Source organism: Mesorhizobium sp. M4A.F.Ca.ET.090.04.2.1 (genome assembly GCF_003999085.1).
In the GTDB taxonomy this organism is placed as follows: Bacteria; Pseudomonadota; Alphaproteobacteria; order Rhizobiales; family Rhizobiaceae; genus Mesorhizobium.
Genome location: NZ_RZOT01000003.1, coordinates 1 through 15,421, shown reverse-complemented (window position 1 = coordinate 15,421; position 15,421 = coordinate 1). Strand labels below are relative to the sequence as shown.

The 15,421-nt window shown below is 61.5% G+C and carries 14 protein-coding genes and 3 pseudogenes; 14 read left to right on the top strand and 3 right to left on the bottom strand.

Annotated elements, in window-relative coordinates; all coding sequences use genetic code 11:
• The first annotated feature begins 174 nt into the window (after window positions 1-174).
• From EN781_RS00745 to EN781_RS00720, 6 genes are all read left to right on the top strand, one after another.
• Complete coding sequence (locus EN781_RS00745; RefSeq protein ID WP_126056172.1) at window positions 175-1,656, top strand: sugar ABC transporter substrate-binding protein; 1,482 nt, start codon at window positions 175-177, stop codon at window positions 1,654-1,656.
• 75 nt (window positions 1,657-1,731) lie between these two features.
• Window positions 1,732-2,679, top strand: a complete 948-nt coding sequence (locus EN781_RS00740; RefSeq protein WP_126059212.1) for a sugar ABC transporter permease — start codon at window positions 1,732-1,734, stop codon at window positions 2,677-2,679.
• A complete protein-coding gene (locus EN781_RS00735; protein WP_126056173.1) occupies window positions 2,676-3,566 on the top strand; it encodes a carbohydrate ABC transporter permease in 891 nt (296 codons plus the stop codon). Before EN781_RS00740 ends, EN781_RS00735 begins: the two co-directional genes overlap by 4 nt.
• Before the next feature lie 10 nt (window positions 3,567-3,576).
• Complete coding sequence (locus tag EN781_RS00730; RefSeq protein ID WP_126056174.1) at window positions 3,577-4,674, top strand: ABC transporter ATP-binding protein; 1,098 nt, start codon at window positions 3,577-3,579, stop codon at window positions 4,672-4,674.
• Window positions 4,675-4,705: 31 nt separating this feature from the next.
• Entirely contained in the window at window positions 4,706-5,869 is a 1,164-nt protein-coding gene (locus tag EN781_RS00725) for a mandelate racemase/muconate lactonizing enzyme family protein (protein WP_126056175.1), read from the top strand.
• Between the two features lie 23 nt (window positions 5,870-5,892).
• Window positions 5,893-6,627, top strand: a complete 735-nt coding sequence (locus tag EN781_RS00720; RefSeq protein ID WP_126056176.1) for a ribonuclease activity regulator RraA — start codon at window positions 5,893-5,895, stop codon at window positions 6,625-6,627.
• Between the two features lie 38 nt (window positions 6,628-6,665).
• Here the strand turns inward: EN781_RS00720 and EN781_RS00715 are convergent, their stop codons facing one another.
• Entirely contained in the window at window positions 6,666-7,253 is a 588-nt protein-coding gene (locus tag EN781_RS00715; protein ID WP_126056177.1) for a TetR/AcrR family transcriptional regulator, read from the bottom strand.
• A gap of 98 nt (window positions 7,254-7,351) precedes the next feature.
• Here EN781_RS00715 and EN781_RS00710 point away from each other — a divergent pair.
• Both EN781_RS00710 and EN781_RS34680 read left to right on the top strand, forming a co-directional pair.
• Window positions 7,352-8,233 (top strand): annotated as a pseudogene (locus EN781_RS00710) (haloalkane dehalogenase); the annotation flags it as partial.
• The gene (locus tag EN781_RS34680; RefSeq protein ID WP_245455720.1) at window positions 8,213-8,509 is read left to right on the top strand and encodes an Rdx family protein; all 297 of its coding nucleotides are present in this window, start codon (window positions 8,213-8,215) and stop codon (window positions 8,507-8,509) included. The pseudogene EN781_RS00710 and the gene EN781_RS34680, both read left to right, overlap by 21 nt.
• Window positions 8,510-8,725: 216 nt before the next feature.
• Here EN781_RS34680 and EN781_RS00705 read toward each other — a convergent pair whose 3' ends face one another.
• The gene (locus EN781_RS00705) at window positions 8,726-9,427 is read right to left on the bottom strand and encodes a phosphotransferase (protein WP_245455569.1); all 702 of its coding nucleotides are present in this window, start codon (window positions 9,425-9,427) and stop codon (window positions 8,726-8,728) included.
• 41 nt (window positions 9,428-9,468) lie between these two features.
• Between EN781_RS00705 and EN781_RS35000 the strand changes: the two genes are divergently transcribed.
• Window positions 9,469-9,690 carry a hypothetical protein gene (locus EN781_RS35000; RefSeq protein WP_245455571.1) on the top strand — a complete coding sequence of 74 codons (222 nt, stop codon included), beginning with the start codon at window positions 9,469-9,471 and terminating at the stop codon, window positions 9,688-9,690.
• 178 nt (window positions 9,691-9,868) lie between these two features.
• Here EN781_RS35000 and EN781_RS00700 read toward each other — a convergent pair whose 3' ends face one another.
• Entirely contained in the window at window positions 9,869-10,519 is a 651-nt protein-coding gene (locus EN781_RS00700) for a GntR family transcriptional regulator (protein ID WP_126056178.1), read from the bottom strand.
• 135 nt (window positions 10,520-10,654) lie between these two features.
• Here EN781_RS00700 and EN781_RS00695 point away from each other — a divergent pair, with 135 nt between their 5' ends.
• The 5 genes and pseudogenes from EN781_RS00695 to EN781_RS00675 all read left to right on the top strand — a co-directional run.
• Window positions 10,655-11,776, top strand: a complete 1,122-nt coding sequence (locus EN781_RS00695; protein ID WP_126056179.1) for a cupin domain-containing protein — start codon at window positions 10,655-10,657, stop codon at window positions 11,774-11,776.
• A 10-nt stretch (window positions 11,777-11,786) separates the two neighbouring features.
• Window positions 11,787-12,707 carry a fumarylacetoacetate hydrolase family protein gene (locus tag EN781_RS00690; RefSeq protein WP_126056180.1) on the top strand — a complete coding sequence of 307 codons (921 nt, stop codon included), beginning with the start codon at window positions 11,787-11,789 and terminating at the stop codon, window positions 12,705-12,707.
• Between the two features lie 120 nt (window positions 12,708-12,827).
• Window positions 12,828-13,676, top strand: a pseudogene (locus EN781_RS00685) (carbon-nitrogen hydrolase family protein); the annotation flags it as partial.
• Window positions 13,677-13,901: 225 nt separating this feature from the next.
• Complete coding sequence (locus tag EN781_RS00680; protein WP_126059213.1) at window positions 13,902-14,654, top strand: Asp/Glu racemase; 753 nt, start codon at window positions 13,902-13,904, stop codon at window positions 14,652-14,654.
• 252 nt (window positions 14,655-14,906) lie between these two features.
• Window positions 14,907-15,421, top strand: a pseudogene (locus tag EN781_RS00675) (peptidase M29); the annotation flags it as partial.

The following is a 15,421-nucleotide window of genomic DNA, read 5'->3' as shown; positions in this document are numbered from 1 at the left end:
CACGCACGGTATCCATAAACAATGTACGATTTATCGCGTTGACAGACAACCCGCGATCTGAAAACGTACAAATTGCTCGAAGGGATACATTGATTGAGCTTGTCCCGCGGTCGACGAGCAAAGACCGCTCGCCTCGATGCAGAGCGGCATGGGAGAGAAACCTGGAGGATACCTATGACGAGGATTACACTCGGCGGTGCCGTCCTGCGCGGCACTGTCTCCACTGCCTTAGTGGCATCGTTGATGTCCGCACCTGCGCTGGGCGCGGCGCCGGTCGACTTGAGCAAGTGGTCGCCGGAATATGTGCGCTCCATTGCCGGCACACAGGATTTTGATACGGCGGCCGATTGCGGCAAGGTCACCCCGCTCGACTACAAGGGGCGACTGACTTTCTGGTATCAGGGCGTGTTCGAGGGCGACCCCGACCTCCTGCGCCAGTACTACAAGGACTTCTTCGAGACCTTCCGAAAGACCTATCCGAACATCCAGCTCGAGGAACAAGCCCTCACCTATAACGATCTCCTCGACAAGTTCCGCACGGCGCTCCTTGGCAATGCAGCGCCGATGGCGGTCCGCCTGCAAATCCTGGGTGGCACCGAGTTCGCCTCAAAGGGCTATCTGGAGCCGCTCAAGCCCGAGGATGTCGGGTATTCGACCGAGGATTTCTGGCCTGGCGCCATGAAAGCCGTGACCTGGGACGGGGTGACCTACGGCATTCCAACCAACAATGAGACGATGGCGTTCATCTGGAATGCCGACATCTTCAAGCGCGTGGGCCTTGATCCGAACAAGCCTCCGGCGACCTGGGACGATGTCGTCAAATATTCCAAGCAGATCCACGACAAGCTCGGCATTGCCGGATACGGCCTCGTGGCACGCAAGAATGCCGGCAATACGCCGTACCGCTTCATGCCGCAGCTGTGGGCCTATGGCGGCGGCGTCTTCGACGAAGCAAAGGCGAACCCGACCTATAAGGACATCGAGCTCAACAGCCCGCAGAGCAAGGCGGCGCTGCAGGCCTCTTACGACATGTATGTCCGCGACAAATCGGTTCCGGTTTCGGCACTCACCAACCAGCAGGCCGACAACCAGCCGCTGTTCCTGGCCGGCCAGCTCGGCATGATGATCTCGCACCCGTCCGACTACAATGTCATGCTCGACCTGCAGAAGAAGGCAACGGGCACCGACAAGGACAAGGCGCAGACGGTCATCGACAACATGCGCTACGGCCTCATCCCCACTGGCCCCGACGGCAAGCGCGCAGTGGTGTTCGGCGGCTCGAACATTCACATCCTGAAGCCCGAATATGTCGAAGGCGGCAAGGTAGACGAGCCGGCCGCGAAGGCCATCATCTGCATGTGGACCAGCCCTGAATGGTCGCTGAAGATGGCCTACGCCGGCTCGAACCCCGGCAACCTTAACGGCTTCAAGACCAAATGGATGAAGGAACGTCTGGACAGCATCAAGTTCCTCGATGTCACCACCTCGATGCTGCCATACGGCATCCCGTTCCCAGCGCTGCCGCAGTCGCCGGAGATCATGAACATCATCGTCCCCGACATGCTGCAGAATGCACTGACCGGAGCAATGACCGTCGACCAGGCAGCCGACGACGCGGCCAAGAAGGTGAAAGACCTGATGGGCGGCGGCCTCTAGCCGAAGCCTGACCCGATCTTGCCGGCTGCGCCGAGAGCGCAGCCGGTTCGCTCCGAAAAACAAGGGCACGCCAAAGTGACGATCGTGGCCGGAAAGACCGGGGCTCGGCGAAGATTGCTACCCCTGCTAGGCAAGATTTGGGAGCATCGCGCTGACTACGCGTACGTGCTTCCTGCGATTGCTGTGATGCTGATCGTCATCGCGTATCCGATCTACTACACGATCGAGCTGTCGTTCTTCAACACGCCACCCGGCCTGCAGCTCCGCGACAAGATCTTCGTCGGCTTCGGCAACTACACCGCCATCCTCACCAGTCCGGTGTTCTGGAAGGTCACCTCCAACACCCTTATCTGGACACTGGCATCCACCTTCATCTCCTTTGTCCTGGGATTTGGCTGCGCGCTGGCGCTTCATCGCGAGTTTGTCGGCCGGGGCGTGCTGCGCGCGGTCCTGATCATTCCCTGGGTCATCAGCGCGGTCGCCGCATCCTATATCTGGAAGTGGATCTACCATTCGGACTTTGGAATCATCGGCGCGGTACTGGTCGGCCTCGGATTGGCCGACCGGCCGCCGAATTTCATCGACAGCGTCAGCACGGTGCTGCCCTCCCTGATCGTCGTCAATATCTGGCGGGAGTTTCCGTTCGCCATGATCATGATGATGGCAGGTCTGCAGACAGTCCCCGAGCAGTTGTTGCGCGCCGCCAAGGTAGACGGAGCCAATGCATGGCAGCGCTTCTGGCACGTCACCTTCCCGCATTTGAGAAACGTCTCCACAGTGACGATCCTGCTGCTGGCGGTGGCCAACTTCAATTCCTTCATCATCCCCTGGATCATGACCGGCGGCGGGCCGTCGAACGCATCGCACATCTGGATCACCCACATCTATGAGCTCGCCTTCGGCCGGCAGCGCTGGGGAGTGGCATCGGCCTATTCGGTGCTTCTTTTCCTCATCCTGATGACGCTCGGCTACTTCTACGTCCGCGCGCTAAGCGGAAACGAACGCAAGGATGCGAGCACATGAGCACGATCGCCGAGACAGCCCGTCTGGGTCAGGCCCGTCGACATGCGAGCATCGACGGATGGCGGTGGGGCGGGCGTATCTTCCTCACATTCATGCTGCTCTACACCGCGTTGCCGATGGTCTGGATGCTAATCACCTCGATCAAGTCCGGCTTCGCCGCGATGCAGCTCCCGCCGCAATGGTGGCCTGACCAACCAACCCTTGCCAGCTACCAGAAGCTGCTCGATCCGCAGAACAGTGTCGGCCAGGACTTCCTCCGCTTCTTCTGGAACAGCCTTTTCGTTTCCACTGCCACGACCATCCTTTCGGTGATCGTGGCGGTTCCTGCGGCCTACGCGTTTTCGCGCTTCACGTTCCCGGGCCGGAACTTCCTGTTCTTCGCCGTCTTGCTGCGCAACATGTTCCCGGCGGTGATCTTTCTCGTGCCGCTCTTCATCCTGATGCGCGCGATCGGGCTGGTGAACACGCATGGGTCGCTCATTCTCACCTACCTCACATTCGGCCTGCCGCTGGCAATCTGGCTCCTCAAGGGCTTCTACGACAACATCCCAGTGCAGCTCGAGCAGGCGGCGCGCATCGACGGGGCGACGCGGTTCCAAGCCTTTGTCCTGATAGTGATGCCGCTATCGGCGCCAGGCATCATCGCCACGGCGATCTATTCCTTCATCGGCGCATGGAACGAATACATCTACGCGTACACCTTCCTCTCCAAGAACGAGCAGCTGACATTGCCGGTCGGTATCCAGCGCTTCTTCTCGGAAAACACGACCGATTTCCCGGGTCTGATGGCTGCCAGCTTCATGATGAGCGTGCCCGTCGTGGTCCTTTTCCTCGTCCTGCAACGATACTTCGTACGCGCCCTTACAGAAGGCGCGGTCAAGCACTAGGGAGTTGCCGATGGCCCACGTGGTCCTCAAAGATCTCGTCAAGACCTATGGCGGCTTCAAAGCCGTCAACGAGGTTTCGCTGACGGTCGATGACGGCGAGTTCGTTGCGCTCGTCGGCCCTTCAGGCTGCGGCAAGACAACAACACTCAACCTCATCGCCGGGCTGATCCCGATCACATCGGGCGACATCCTCATCGGCGACCGGGTGGTCAACGACCTCGACCCCAAGGACCGGGACATCGCAATGGTGTTCCAGAACTACGCGCTCTATCCGCAAAAGTCGGTCTATATGAACCTCGCCTTCCCGCTGCAGATGCGCAAGCTGCCCAAGGACGAGATCGACAGGAAGGTCAGGGAAGCGGCGCGGGTGCTCGACATGACGCAACTGCTTGAGCGCAAGCCGCGCGAACTTTCGGGCGGGCAACAGCAGCGCGTGGCGCTCGGCCGCGCGCTGGTTCGAGATCCGGCGGTATTCCTGATGGACGAACCGCTCTCCAATCTCGACGCAAAGCTGCGCGTGCAGATGCGGTCCGAAATCAAGCGCTTCCATCAGGACCTCGAGGCGACGATCGTCTACGTGACGCACGACCAGCTGGAGGCCGTCACCATGGCAGACAGGATGGCCGTGATGAACGGCGGCTATCTGCAGCAATACGATTCGCCGGCACAAGTTTTCGCCCATCCCGCCAACATGTTCGTCGCGAGCTTCGTGGGCAGCCCGGCCATGAGCCTTATTCCGCTGGAGGCATCGACGGCCAACGGCGCCACCGTTCTGACGAGCGCTGAAGGCTGGAGCCTTGCACTGTCGCAACTCAACGCGCGCAAGGTCCAGGGAGCGACCACCAGGAAGGTCGTGCTCGGTGCGCGACATTCGACGATCAAGCTGCACAAGAGCGCCGTTCCCGGCGCCATTCCGGCCAAGGCCTACACGGTGGAACCGACGGGAGACATCACCTTCGTGCAAGCGTTCCTCTCCGGCGCGATCGTCAATATCAGCGTGTCCCCCACAATCGCCGTCGCACCCGACGAGCAGATCTGGCTCGAGTTCGACCAGGAGCGCATCCACCTGTTCGACGGCGAAACGGAGATGGCCCTCGAGGCCAACTGAGACAGGGCGGATGCGTGTGGAACGAGTGTGAATGACCACGAAGCTCAAGATCACGGCGATCAAGCCCTATCCGGTGTGGGTGGGGACCCGCAACCAGATGCTCGTCAAGATCGAGACCGATCAGGGCATCTTCGGCTGGGGCGAGAGCGGCTTGAGCGGTCGCGAGAAGGCCGTGGCCGGCGCGATCGAGCACTATCGCGAGTTCCTGATCGGCCGTGACCCGATGCAGATCGGCCGGATCTGGCAAGAGATCTATCGCAGCCAGTACTTCGAAGGCGGGCGCGTCCTGCAGGCGGCCATCTCGGCGATCGACATCGCCCTTCACGACATCAAGGGCAAGGCGCTGGGGGTGCCGGTTTATGAGCTGCTCGGCGGCAAGCAGCGCGACCGCATCCCGACCTTCGCCTCGACCGGAGACGAGGCCGAGGGCGATGCTGCCATCGAACGGGCCAGGGAACTGCGCGCGCAGGGGTGGCAGGCGATACGCTTCTTCCCGGTCGGGCAAAGCAGCAGGGACATCTTCGAGCCGCGCGAATCGATCGGCGCCACCGCGAGCATGCTGAACAGGGCACGCGAGGCGTTGGGCAACGACCTCGTGCTCGGCATCGACTACCATCATCGGCTATCGGTGGCCGAGGCGGCAAGCTTCTGCAACAAGCTCGGCCGCGGCGTGCTTGATTTCCTCGAGGAGCCGATACGGGACGAGACGCCGGAGGCCTACGAATCCCTGCGTACGATGACCGACATCCCATTCGCCATCGGCGAGGAATTTGCCAGCAAGTGGCAATTCCTGCCCTACATCGAGCGCGGCATCCATCAGTTCAACCGGCTCGATGTCTGCAATGTCGGCGGGCTCACCGAAGCGATGAAGGTCGCTGGCTGGAGCGAGACGCACTATGTGGACCTGATGCCGCACAATCCCCTTGGTCCGGTGTGCACCGCCGCGACCATACATCTCGCCGCCGCGGTGCCGAACTTCGCCTGGCTCGAGACCAGGGCGCCGGAAAGAAAGCTGGGTTTCGACAGTTCCGAGTTCTTCCCGGTGCAACCACAGCTCGACGGCCCCGATTATCGGGTCAGCGATCTGCCGGGGCTCGGCGTCGAGATCAACGAGGCGGCGATCCAGGCGCAGAGTTTCCGTTTCTGGGAAGCACCCCACCTCAAGCGCCGCGATGGTTCTGTCACGAACTGGTAGCTCAATTACAATCGGAGGCCACCATGACGCATACTCCCGACATCACGCGGCCGTCCAAAGACCTGATCGACGCACTGAGGGAGATCGGTGCCGCGACCGTTGCCGGCACGCTTGGCCACATGGGCTTCCGCAATCCGCATATGGTCGGTCCGGTGGCGCAGAACCACGGCAAGTCGATCGTCGGCCCGGCGCTGACGCTGCAGTTCCTGCCGCAGCGGCCTGACCTCTTCAACGAGGGAGAATATGCCGATCCGGAGACACAATTGCACCGGCACGTGCTCTACCACGCTCAGGAGGGCGATGTGGTCGTGGTCGACGCGCGCGGTGACATGAGTTCAGGTGTCTTCGGCGATATGATGTCGACGTATTTCAAGGGCAGAGGCGGCGCTGGCATCGTCATCGACGGGTGCATGCGCGATCGGCCCAATGTCGAGAAGCTCGATCTGCCCCTATGGCTGCGCGGCTGGACGCCCAATTACCATGTGCAGACCAGCATCTATCCCAATGCCGTCAACGTTCCGATCGCATGCGGCAATGTCACGGTGATCCCCGGCGACATCATCGTTGCCGACGATGACGGGGTGGTGGTGGTTCCCGTCGCAATGGCCGCGAAGGTGATCGAAGAGGCGCAGAAGCATCACGATTGGGAGGAATTCTCGCGCGAAAAGCTCATGCAGGGCGGGTCGTTGCAACGCTATTATCCGCTGCATGACGATGCCCGCGGAGAGTACGAGGAGTGGCGAAAAACCAGATCCTGATAGACGTTTTTGCCACCCCTTAGTGTCAAATCGGAAAATTATGGCGGACCAAAAACGGTAGCGAAGGTGATGTCCTTGAACCGTCGGAGCGGTTCGCCGGAACGCTCCACTTTCATGCGCAGGATCGCGCCTTCCCAGGAGGCAAGAAGAAACTCCGCCAGATCCCGTGGAGTGAACGTGCTGTCGATTTCCCCGGCAGCCTGGGCCTCCGCGATGCAGTCGCTAAAGGGCTGAAGCCACTCCCGGTACATCGCGACGAGATGTTGGCGCAGCGGCTCGCTCTCCTGGACCACCTCCAGGCTGAAGTCGCCGATCAGACAGCCCCGCACATAGCCATCGGCAGCGAGCCGATCCGAGATGATGTCCAGGTACCGCAGCAGTCGTTGCCGGGGCGCAAGACCAGCGTCAAGGAGCGACTCGGAGATCCGCTTTTGGATCGAGGCAAAATACAGGTCCAAAACCTCGGCGGCGAAATCCTCTTTCGATCGAAAGTGGTTCGTAAACGAGCCCTGGGCGACCCCGGCCTCCGCAACGACATCTCTGACGCCGGCGCCGTGATAGCCCTGGCGGAACATCACGGCCAGGCCAGCTTCGAGAATCTTGCTTCTAGCGGACGGTTTGGGCATGCTTGCAAACTACGTACGACCGTATTTTTGTCAAGCTGTATTGACTTTAATACGTACGTACGTATTGTATCGCCATATGAGCTTTAGGGGAGGGAATAATGTCATCCGACCAGACACTACCCGCAGTTCGCGTGCTCGATTCGACCATGGCCTATCGGGAGGCTGGTGAGCCCGGATTGCCGGTGGCCCTGTTTCTCCACGGCAACCCAACCTCCTCCTTCATTTGGCGTCACATCCTTCCGATCGTGGCGGGATCGGCACGCTGTATCGCGCCCGACCTGATCGGGTTCGGCCAGTCCGGCAAGCCCGAAATCGGCTATCGGTTCTTCGATCACGTGGCCTATCTCGATGCATTCCTCGAGGTTATGGGAATCGAGGCCGCTTACATCGTCGCGCAGGATTGGGGCACAGCTCTGGCCTTCGAACTGGCGGCCCGGCGGCCCGACATCGTGAAGGGATTGGCTTTCATGGAGTTTATCCGGCCAATCCCGACATGGAACGATTTCCATCAGAGCGAGGTCGCGCGGGATACGTTCAGAAAGTTCCGCACGCCGGGAATCGGCGAGGACATGATTCTCGGACAGAACGCGTTCGTCGAGCGCGTGCTTCCCGGGTCCGTCCAGCGGGGGCTTAATGTGCAGGAGATGGAAATCTACCGCGCCCCCTTTGCGACGCCCAAGTCGCGCACCCCGACCTGGCGCCTTCCGAACGAGTTGCCGATTGCGGGCGAGCCGGCGGACGTCTGGCATACGCTGGACGAGGCACACGCCGCATTGCGGGCATCGGACTATCCGAAGGTGCTGTTTGCCGGCAACCCGGGCGCTCTCGTTTCGCCTGCCCATGCCGAAGCGTTTGCGGCTGGGCTCAGGAACTGCCGCTTGATCAAACTGAACTCGGGCCTGCACTACCTCCAGGAAGATGAACCCGACGCAATCGCTGCTGGCGTCTTAGATCTGATCGTGGGTGCCGAGCATTCTGCCGGTCATGGAACGGCTGAAGTCGAGCCCTGCCAGGGGATCACCATCACCTATTGCGGGCCGTGCGGATATGAGAGCCGCGCCACCCGGGCTGCCAGGAGCTTGACTGATGAACTCGGTCTTCCCGTGGAGTTGAACGCTGGCAAAGGGGGCGTATTCCAAGTCGCGGTTGCCGGTCAGGTCGTGACATCGAGGCGTAGGGGATACTTTCCCGACAACGCTGACATCGTGCGCGCGGTAAGAGAAGCTCTCCAAAGGCGTCGCGAGAACGATCGATAGCGGTCGCCTCAAAATCATAGCCGGAATTGGTGGAGACGGCCGTGGTCACGGTCGAAGGATGCGTCAGCTTTCCGGCGCGCGTCATTTGTTGGTCGGCCACGCCGCTTTGATCCACGAGCGGTCATGATCTGCCGCTACGCCGGTTCCCTGCGCTTGTGAAGGAACTTGGGCTCATGCGCGCGAGGCATTTCCGACCGACCGACGCCCAGGTTCGGATCAGATTTCCAGGTCGTCGATGATGCGGGAGAGCGTCGAGCGGCCAAGGGCACTCATGGCGGGGTTGGTGCCCCGGTAGTACCAGACCAAGCCCATTGCCTGCTGGAAGGCCCATGCCGCTCCGCGCTGCCACTCGACTTGGCTTGATCCAAGATGGGAACGCACGGCTTCGCGCCGACTGCTATCGAAGAGATGCCATGCGGCAACAAGATCCAAGGCCGGGTCGGCCGGTCCGAAACTGCCGCTGTCGAGCACACCAACAAGGCGGTCACCACGCACGAGGAGGTTGGCCGGAATAAGATCGCGGTGGCTCATAACGTCGAGACCGGACGGCGGCAGTTCACGCAGCCGAGCCCATATGCGACGGAGCCGAGACACGTCCAGGAGACCCTCGCTGTTCTTGAAACAGATCGACATCCAGTCGTCGTGGTCAGGAAGGCTGCCGCCCCTCCCTTGCCCATCAAAACGACGGCCATGCGTGTCCGCTGCTCGTAGCGACGCAATCAGTTTGGCAATGTCGAGTGCGAAGGTCGTAGAGGCAGCAAGCCCATCGTGCGTGGCAACGTCACCTTCTATCCAACTCTGCATTGCCCACGGCAACGGATAGAGCGGACCCGGTTGACCAATCCCGATCGGTCGAGGACAGGCAAACGGGGAATGCGCAGCAAACTCCGTCATGGCCGCGGCTTCGTTGCGTAGCATATTGGCGCACTCGACTGGCTCCATTGCGCGCAGGGGGAATCTTGCCGCTTCGATCCAATCCTGAAGATTGCATTGACCGTACCAATCGCGCCAAGCTGCACGATCCGCTCGTGGCGATACTCTGGGAACTGGTCGAAGATCATCTCGCGAACGATATCGGCATCGATATGGACCTGGTCCGAGTGCATCATGGTGCTGGCGTCTCCCTGCCAATTTTTCGCCGAATAAACCAGACAAGCGTCGAACCTGCGCGCCCATCGTGAGCGGCACCGCGGCCCAAAGCGCCTGCGTGATCCAGTCAAGCATCCTAGACGCTTGGAAGATGGTGGCCCACGCCCAACGCGATGAGGAGTGCCGCGCCAATTCGTTGCACGACCATCGCGGTCATGGCTTTCGCTGCATGGAAGTAGCCGACGCGATGGATTCCTGGCCAGCTCAGTTTCAGCTGTTAATAGCCGCCGCAAGATGCTCCACCGTTCTGAGGTAGTGCTCTCTCAGCAGAGCAGAGGCCTTCGCCGCGTCCCTGTCGAGCGTCGCTTGCGCGAGTGCGCTGTGCTCGGCCTGGACATCGCGGCCAACCGGCAGCGCGGACGCAAGCAGAACCGGAATGCGATAGCGCTCGGTCGCTGCATAGAGCCGTTCGAAGAATTCCAGCGTCCAGGGCGAATTGCAACCGGCCAGCAAGGCGCGGTGGAACGCGTGGTGCCGCTTTTCGAGGGTCCAGATATCGGCTTCGGGGCCCGTTCGCGCCGCCTGCACATTCAAGGCGTAGAGCGAGGACACGATGCCCGACGCCCAGGCGTCGTCGCCGTTCTTGATTGATGCCTTGAGCGCTTCCGTCTCGATGACGATGCGCAGTGACGTGGCGTCGTGCAGCTCGTCGAGCGACAACGGCGCTACACGGAAGCCGCGCAGCGATTCGGCCGTCACCAGGCATTCGGCCTGGAGGCGGTTCAGTGCCTCGCGCAGAGGCGAGAAGCCCATGCCGTAGCGCTCGCCCAGGTCGGCAAGTCGCAACGGTCGGCCAGGCGGAAGTTCGCCGCGTATGATGTCGTGGCGCAGGGCATCGTAGGCTTTTTCGGCAAGCGTCATTCAGGTTTCCTCGCCCGTACAGCCTTACCTTATAGAGTAACGCGTCGGCAATTTCATTTATTTTCGAAAATTTCTGTTGCAATCGAAAATCCTAGACGTCATGCTAGACTAACGGGCTACAAGCAGGAGGATCCCATGGCACAGGAGCGCGAAAACCATCGCGAGGATGTCGTCGGCCGGGCGAACGTCGAGGACACGCCGGAATTGCTTGCCTATTACGACGAGCTGGCGCGCCACAAGGCAGGCGCGCTGTGGACCGTCGCCAACAAGATCGAGCCCTGGGAGCCGAAGTCGCAGTCGGTGCCGGTGGTCTGGCGCTATCGCGACCTGCGCGCGCATGTCCTTCGCTCGGTCGAACTTGTCACACCGGAAAAGGCCGGACGGCGGGTGGTCTATCTGAACAATCCGGGGCGCACCGACGTGGCCGCCGCGGTCGGCTGGATCTATGGTGGGCTGCAGGTGATGAATCCTGGCGAGGTCGCGTCGGCCCACCGCCACTCGGCCTCGGCAATCCGCTTCATCATGGAGGGTTCGGGCGCCTATACGGTGGTGGACGGACACAAAATGACGCTCGGCGCGAACGACTTCGTGCTGACGCCCAACGGCACTTGGCACGAGCACGGCGTGGAGGCGACCGGCTCACCCTGCATCTGGCAGGACGGCCTGGACATCCCTTTCGTCAACGCCATGGAAGCCAATTTCTATGAGGTCCATCCAGATCTCAGCCAGGCGGTCGGTTACGCGGTCGACGACATGACCAAGACCTGGGGAAATGCAGGTCTCAGGCCGATGGGCGAGAACTGGGCCAAGGGCTACAGCCCAATGTTCAAATACGAATGGGCGCCGACCTACGAAGCGCTGACGAGATACGCGGGTTGCACCGATGGCTCGCCCTTCGACGGCGTGCTGATGGAGTATGTGAACCCGGTGACGAACGGCCCGGTCATGCAGACGCTCGGCGCATCGATGCAGATGCTGCGTCCCGGCGAGCACACAAAGGCGCACCGGCACACGGGCAGCGGCCTCTACCATGTGGCGAAGGGCAACGGTCATTCGATCATCAACGGCCGCCGCTACGATTGGCAGGAGCACGACATCTTCTGCGTGCCTTCCTGGGCCTGGCACGAGCATGCCAACGGCTCGGATCGCGAGGCCGCCTGCCTGTTCTGCCTGTCCGACCTGCCGGTGATGCGGGCGCTCGGGCTCTACCGCGAGCAGGCATTCGGCGACAATGGCGGCCTGCAGCCGCTCCTTTGAAGGAAAGATCATGAAACTTGTGACCTATCGCGCCTCGGTCGAAGCGGCGGCAAGGCTCGGCGTCCTCGTCGACAATTTGGTGGTGGATGTGGGGGCGCTCGCCACGGCGCAAGGCACGATCCTGCCCGACACCATGCTCGGCCTGATCGATGCCGGGCGCGGCGGACTGGAGACGCTTCGCGACTGCCTCGGCAGGGCAGCGGGGCGCTTCCCGGCCGGAACCGCCACCGCGGTGGACAATGTAAGGCTGCTGGCGCCCATTCCCCGACCGCGCAAGAACATCTTCGGCATCGGCCTGAACTATATCGAGCATGTCGCGGAGAGCGCGAAGTCGCTCGACACGTCAAAAGACCTGCCGAAGCAGCCGGTCGTCTTCTCGAAGCCGCCGACCACGGTGATCGGGCCTGGCGACGGCATCGAGCACAACAAGAAGATGACGCAGCAGCTCGATTGGGAGGTGGAACTTGCCGTCATCATCGGCACCACCGCCCGCCGCGTGCGCAAGGAGGACGCGCTAAGCCACGTCTTCGGCTATTCGGTGATGATCGACGTTTCGGCGCGCGACAACCGGCGCGCCGGTCAATGGATCTTCTCCAAGGGTCAGGACACGTACGCGCCGTTCGGGCCGTGCATCGTGACGGCCGACGAGATCCCGGACCCGCAGGTGCTCGACCTGTGGCTGACGCTCAACGGGGTCGAGAAACAGCGGTCCAACACCCGCCACATGCTGTTCAAGGTCGATCACCTGATCGCCGACATCTCGTCGGCGATCACGCTGGAGCCCGGCGACATCATCGCCAGCGGCACGCCGGAAGGTGTCGGCGCCGGGCGTGATCCACAGGAATGGATGTGGCCAGGCGACGTGGTCGTGGCCTCGGTCGAAGGGATCGGCACGCTGCGACACCCCGTGGTGGACGCGACGCCCGAGTAGACACGTGCCCACGCCGTTCAAGACAGCCGTCGTGCGGTTGGTCCCGGATCTGAGCGATCAGAAGGCCTCTGGCGTCCAAGACAGCCCGCCTGGTGGCTCGATGAGAGCAGGAGAGTTGCCATGCTGAAGCTACCAAAGTTCGTTGCCGCGGCGGTGCAAGCCGCACCCGTTTTTCTCGATACGCCGGCGACGATCGAGAAGGCCGTCTCCCTGATCCGCGAGGCAAGGGCCAACGGCGCGGATCTCATCGCCTTCCCGGAGGTGTTCATCCCGGCCTATCCGTACTGGAGCTGGATCACCGATCCGGTGACCGGCGGAGCCTGGTTCGACAAACTGGCGCGCGCCGCCATTACCGAGCCCGGTCCGGAAGTCGAAATCCTGCGCAGTGCGGCACGCGAAGCCGGCATCCACGTCGTGATCGGCATCAACGAGCGCAGCACGAGTTCGATTGGAACTCTCTACAACACCCTTTTGACCATCGGCCCGGATGGAACGCTGCTTGGCAAGCACCGCAAATTGATGCCGACCTGGGCCGAAAAGTTGACCTGGGCGCCCGGCGATGGAGCCGGCCTGAAAGTCCACGACACTGCAATCGGGCCACTCGGCGCGCTTGCTTGCGGCGAGAACACGAACACCCTTGCGCGCTTCACCCTTCTCGCCCAAGGCGAACTGGTTCACGTCGCCAGCTACATTTCGCTGCCCGTTGCGCCGCCCGACTACGACATGGCGGAGGCCATAAAGCTGCGCGCCATGGCCCACTCGTTCGAAGGCAAGGTGTTTACGATCGTTTCCTGTTCGACCGTCTCGGAAGAAATCATAGCCGCAATGGAAGGTGTCGTTCCGGATGCAAGGGCGCGCCTGCAGCGCAAGTCCAGCGCCTTCTCTGGGGTGATCGGCCCGGACGGACGCGTGGTTGGCGAGCCGCTGATCGACGAAGAAGGAATCGTTTACGCCGAGATTGATCTCGGACGCTGCATCCAGCCGAAGCAGATGCATGACATAGTCGGCCACTACAACCGGTTCGACGTTTTCGACCTGCGGGTAAGCCGCCGCAGGCTGGAACCGATTTCCCTGACCGAAAGGGTGCAGACCTTCGACAGCGACGACGCCGGCTTGATCGAAACGGCACAGCCAGGCCCATTCGGCATAAGCCGAAGCCTACCAGTTACAGCAGTCAGACGGAGCGGATCCAGCATGGCAAGCACTTTTCGCATCGGGCAGATCGTGCCTTCCTCCAACACCACAATGGAGACGGAAATCCCGGCGATTTTCCGCACGAGGGAAATATTCCTGCCTGAACGTTTCACTTTCCATTCCAGCCGGATGCGGATGAAGAAGGTGGTCAAGGAAGAGCTCGAGGCCATGAATCGTGACAGCGACCGCTGCGCGATCGAGCTTTCCGACGCGCGCGTCGACGTCCTCGGCTATGCCTGTCTGGTCGCGATCATGAGCATGGGCAAGGGTTATCACCGCACCTCGGAAGCGCGGCTGCATATGCGCACAGCGGAGAACGGCGCTCCTGCTCCAGTTGTCACGAGTGCAGGTGCGCTCGTCGACGGCCTCAAGGTGCTCGGGGCGAAGAAGATCTCGGTGATATGCCCTTACATGAAGCCGCTTACCCAGCTGGTGGTCGACTACATTGAGCATGAGGGAATAGCGGTGAAGGACTTCGTCGCCCTCGAAATTCCCGACAACCTCGAAGTCGGCAGGCACGATCCGAACAACCTGCTCGATATCTACAAGAGGGTCGACACAACCGGGATCGACGCGTTTGTTGCGTCCGCCTGCGTGCAGATGCCTTCCTTACCGGTGATCGACGAACTCCAGAAGGCGCTGGGCCTTCCCGTTGTCAGTGCCTCTGTCTGTACCAGCTATCAGATGATGTCACGGCTTGGACTGCTCGCCGCGTCACCCGGCGCCGGGGAACTGCTCTCCGGCAGGTATTGAGAGCGCAGGTTCAGTCTAGGCCCCTGGATCTAAGATAGACCCCGGTTACCAGTCGGCAATGCAGTCCGGATTTCCGCGATGCCCGTCCCACCGCCTGACCGCGTTGGTTAGCCCGGATTCCTGTGACACGTCATTATTCTCGAAAAAAGAAGAATCTTCGAAAATTTCATTGACAGGCTTATGCGAACGTGAAAACTTAACTGACAAGTAAAGAAATCCGAAACAAGCCGGATCGTCAATGGGAGTTTAACGATGCTGCAAGAGCGCATCGAAGGACGGTGGCTGGACTGCTTCCGCCGCGTCTTCGTGCTAAATGCTATCGGCAAAGGGACAAGGGTGGCGATCCTGTCTGAGACGCAGTCGCGTCCGGTGCTGGTCCACCTGTCGGAACTCGCCCTGCACGATCTCGGTGCCGAATTCTGCATGATCCAGATGCCGACGCCGCGCCAAACGGCGCCGGTGCCGGTGAAGTCCACCGGCACGTCCTGGGCGATCCAGGGCAACCGCGCCGTGATCGAGGCGCTGAAGCTCTGCGAGGTGATCGTCGACTGCACGGTCGAGGGGCTGATCCATGCCCCGGAATGGCCCGAGATCGAGGCGGCAGGACGAACCCGCCTCCTGGTCGTCACGAACGAACATCCTGAAATTCTCGAGCGCACCGAGCCGACGGCCGAACTCGGCCCGAAGGTGGCGCTCGGCGTGCAGATGCTGCGCGAGGCGGGCGAGATGCGCGTCACCTCGCCGGCCGGTACCGATCTCGTCATCGA

Coding starts and splice junctions, on each gene's coding strand:
- EN781_RS00705 (WP_245455569.1), bottom strand. CDS start 9,427: ATGCTACGCAACGAAGCCGCGGCCATGACGGAGTTTGCTGCGCATTCC.
- EN781_RS00700 (WP_126056178.1), bottom strand. CDS start 10,519: ATGACGCTTGCCGAAAAAGCCTACGATGCCCTGCGCCACGACATCATA.
- EN781_RS00725 (WP_126056175.1), top strand. CDS start 4,706: ATGACCACGAAGCTCAAGATCACGGCGATCAAGCCCTATCCGGTGTGG.
- EN781_RS00745 (WP_126056172.1), top strand. CDS start 175: ATGACGAGGATTACACTCGGCGGTGCCGTCCTGCGCGGCACTGTCTCC.
- EN781_RS00695 (WP_126056179.1), top strand. CDS start 10,655: ATGGCACAGGAGCGCGAAAACCATCGCGAGGATGTCGTCGGCCGGGCG.
- EN781_RS00680 (WP_126059213.1), top strand. CDS start 13,902: ATGGCAAGCACTTTTCGCATCGGGCAGATCGTGCCTTCCTCCAACACC.
- EN781_RS00720 (WP_126056176.1), top strand. CDS start 5,893: ATGACGCATACTCCCGACATCACGCGGCCGTCCAAAGACCTGATCGAC.
- EN781_RS00715 (WP_126056177.1), bottom strand. CDS start 7,253: ATGCCCAAACCGTCCGCTAGAAGCAAGATTCTCGAAGCTGGCCTGGCC.
- EN781_RS00730 (WP_126056174.1), top strand. CDS start 3,577: ATGGCCCACGTGGTCCTCAAAGATCTCGTCAAGACCTATGGCGGCTTC.
- EN781_RS00690 (WP_126056180.1), top strand. CDS start 11,787: ATGAAACTTGTGACCTATCGCGCCTCGGTCGAAGCGGCGGCAAGGCTC.
- EN781_RS00735 (WP_126056173.1), top strand. CDS start 2,676: ATGAGCACGATCGCCGAGACAGCCCGTCTGGGTCAGGCCCGTCGACAT.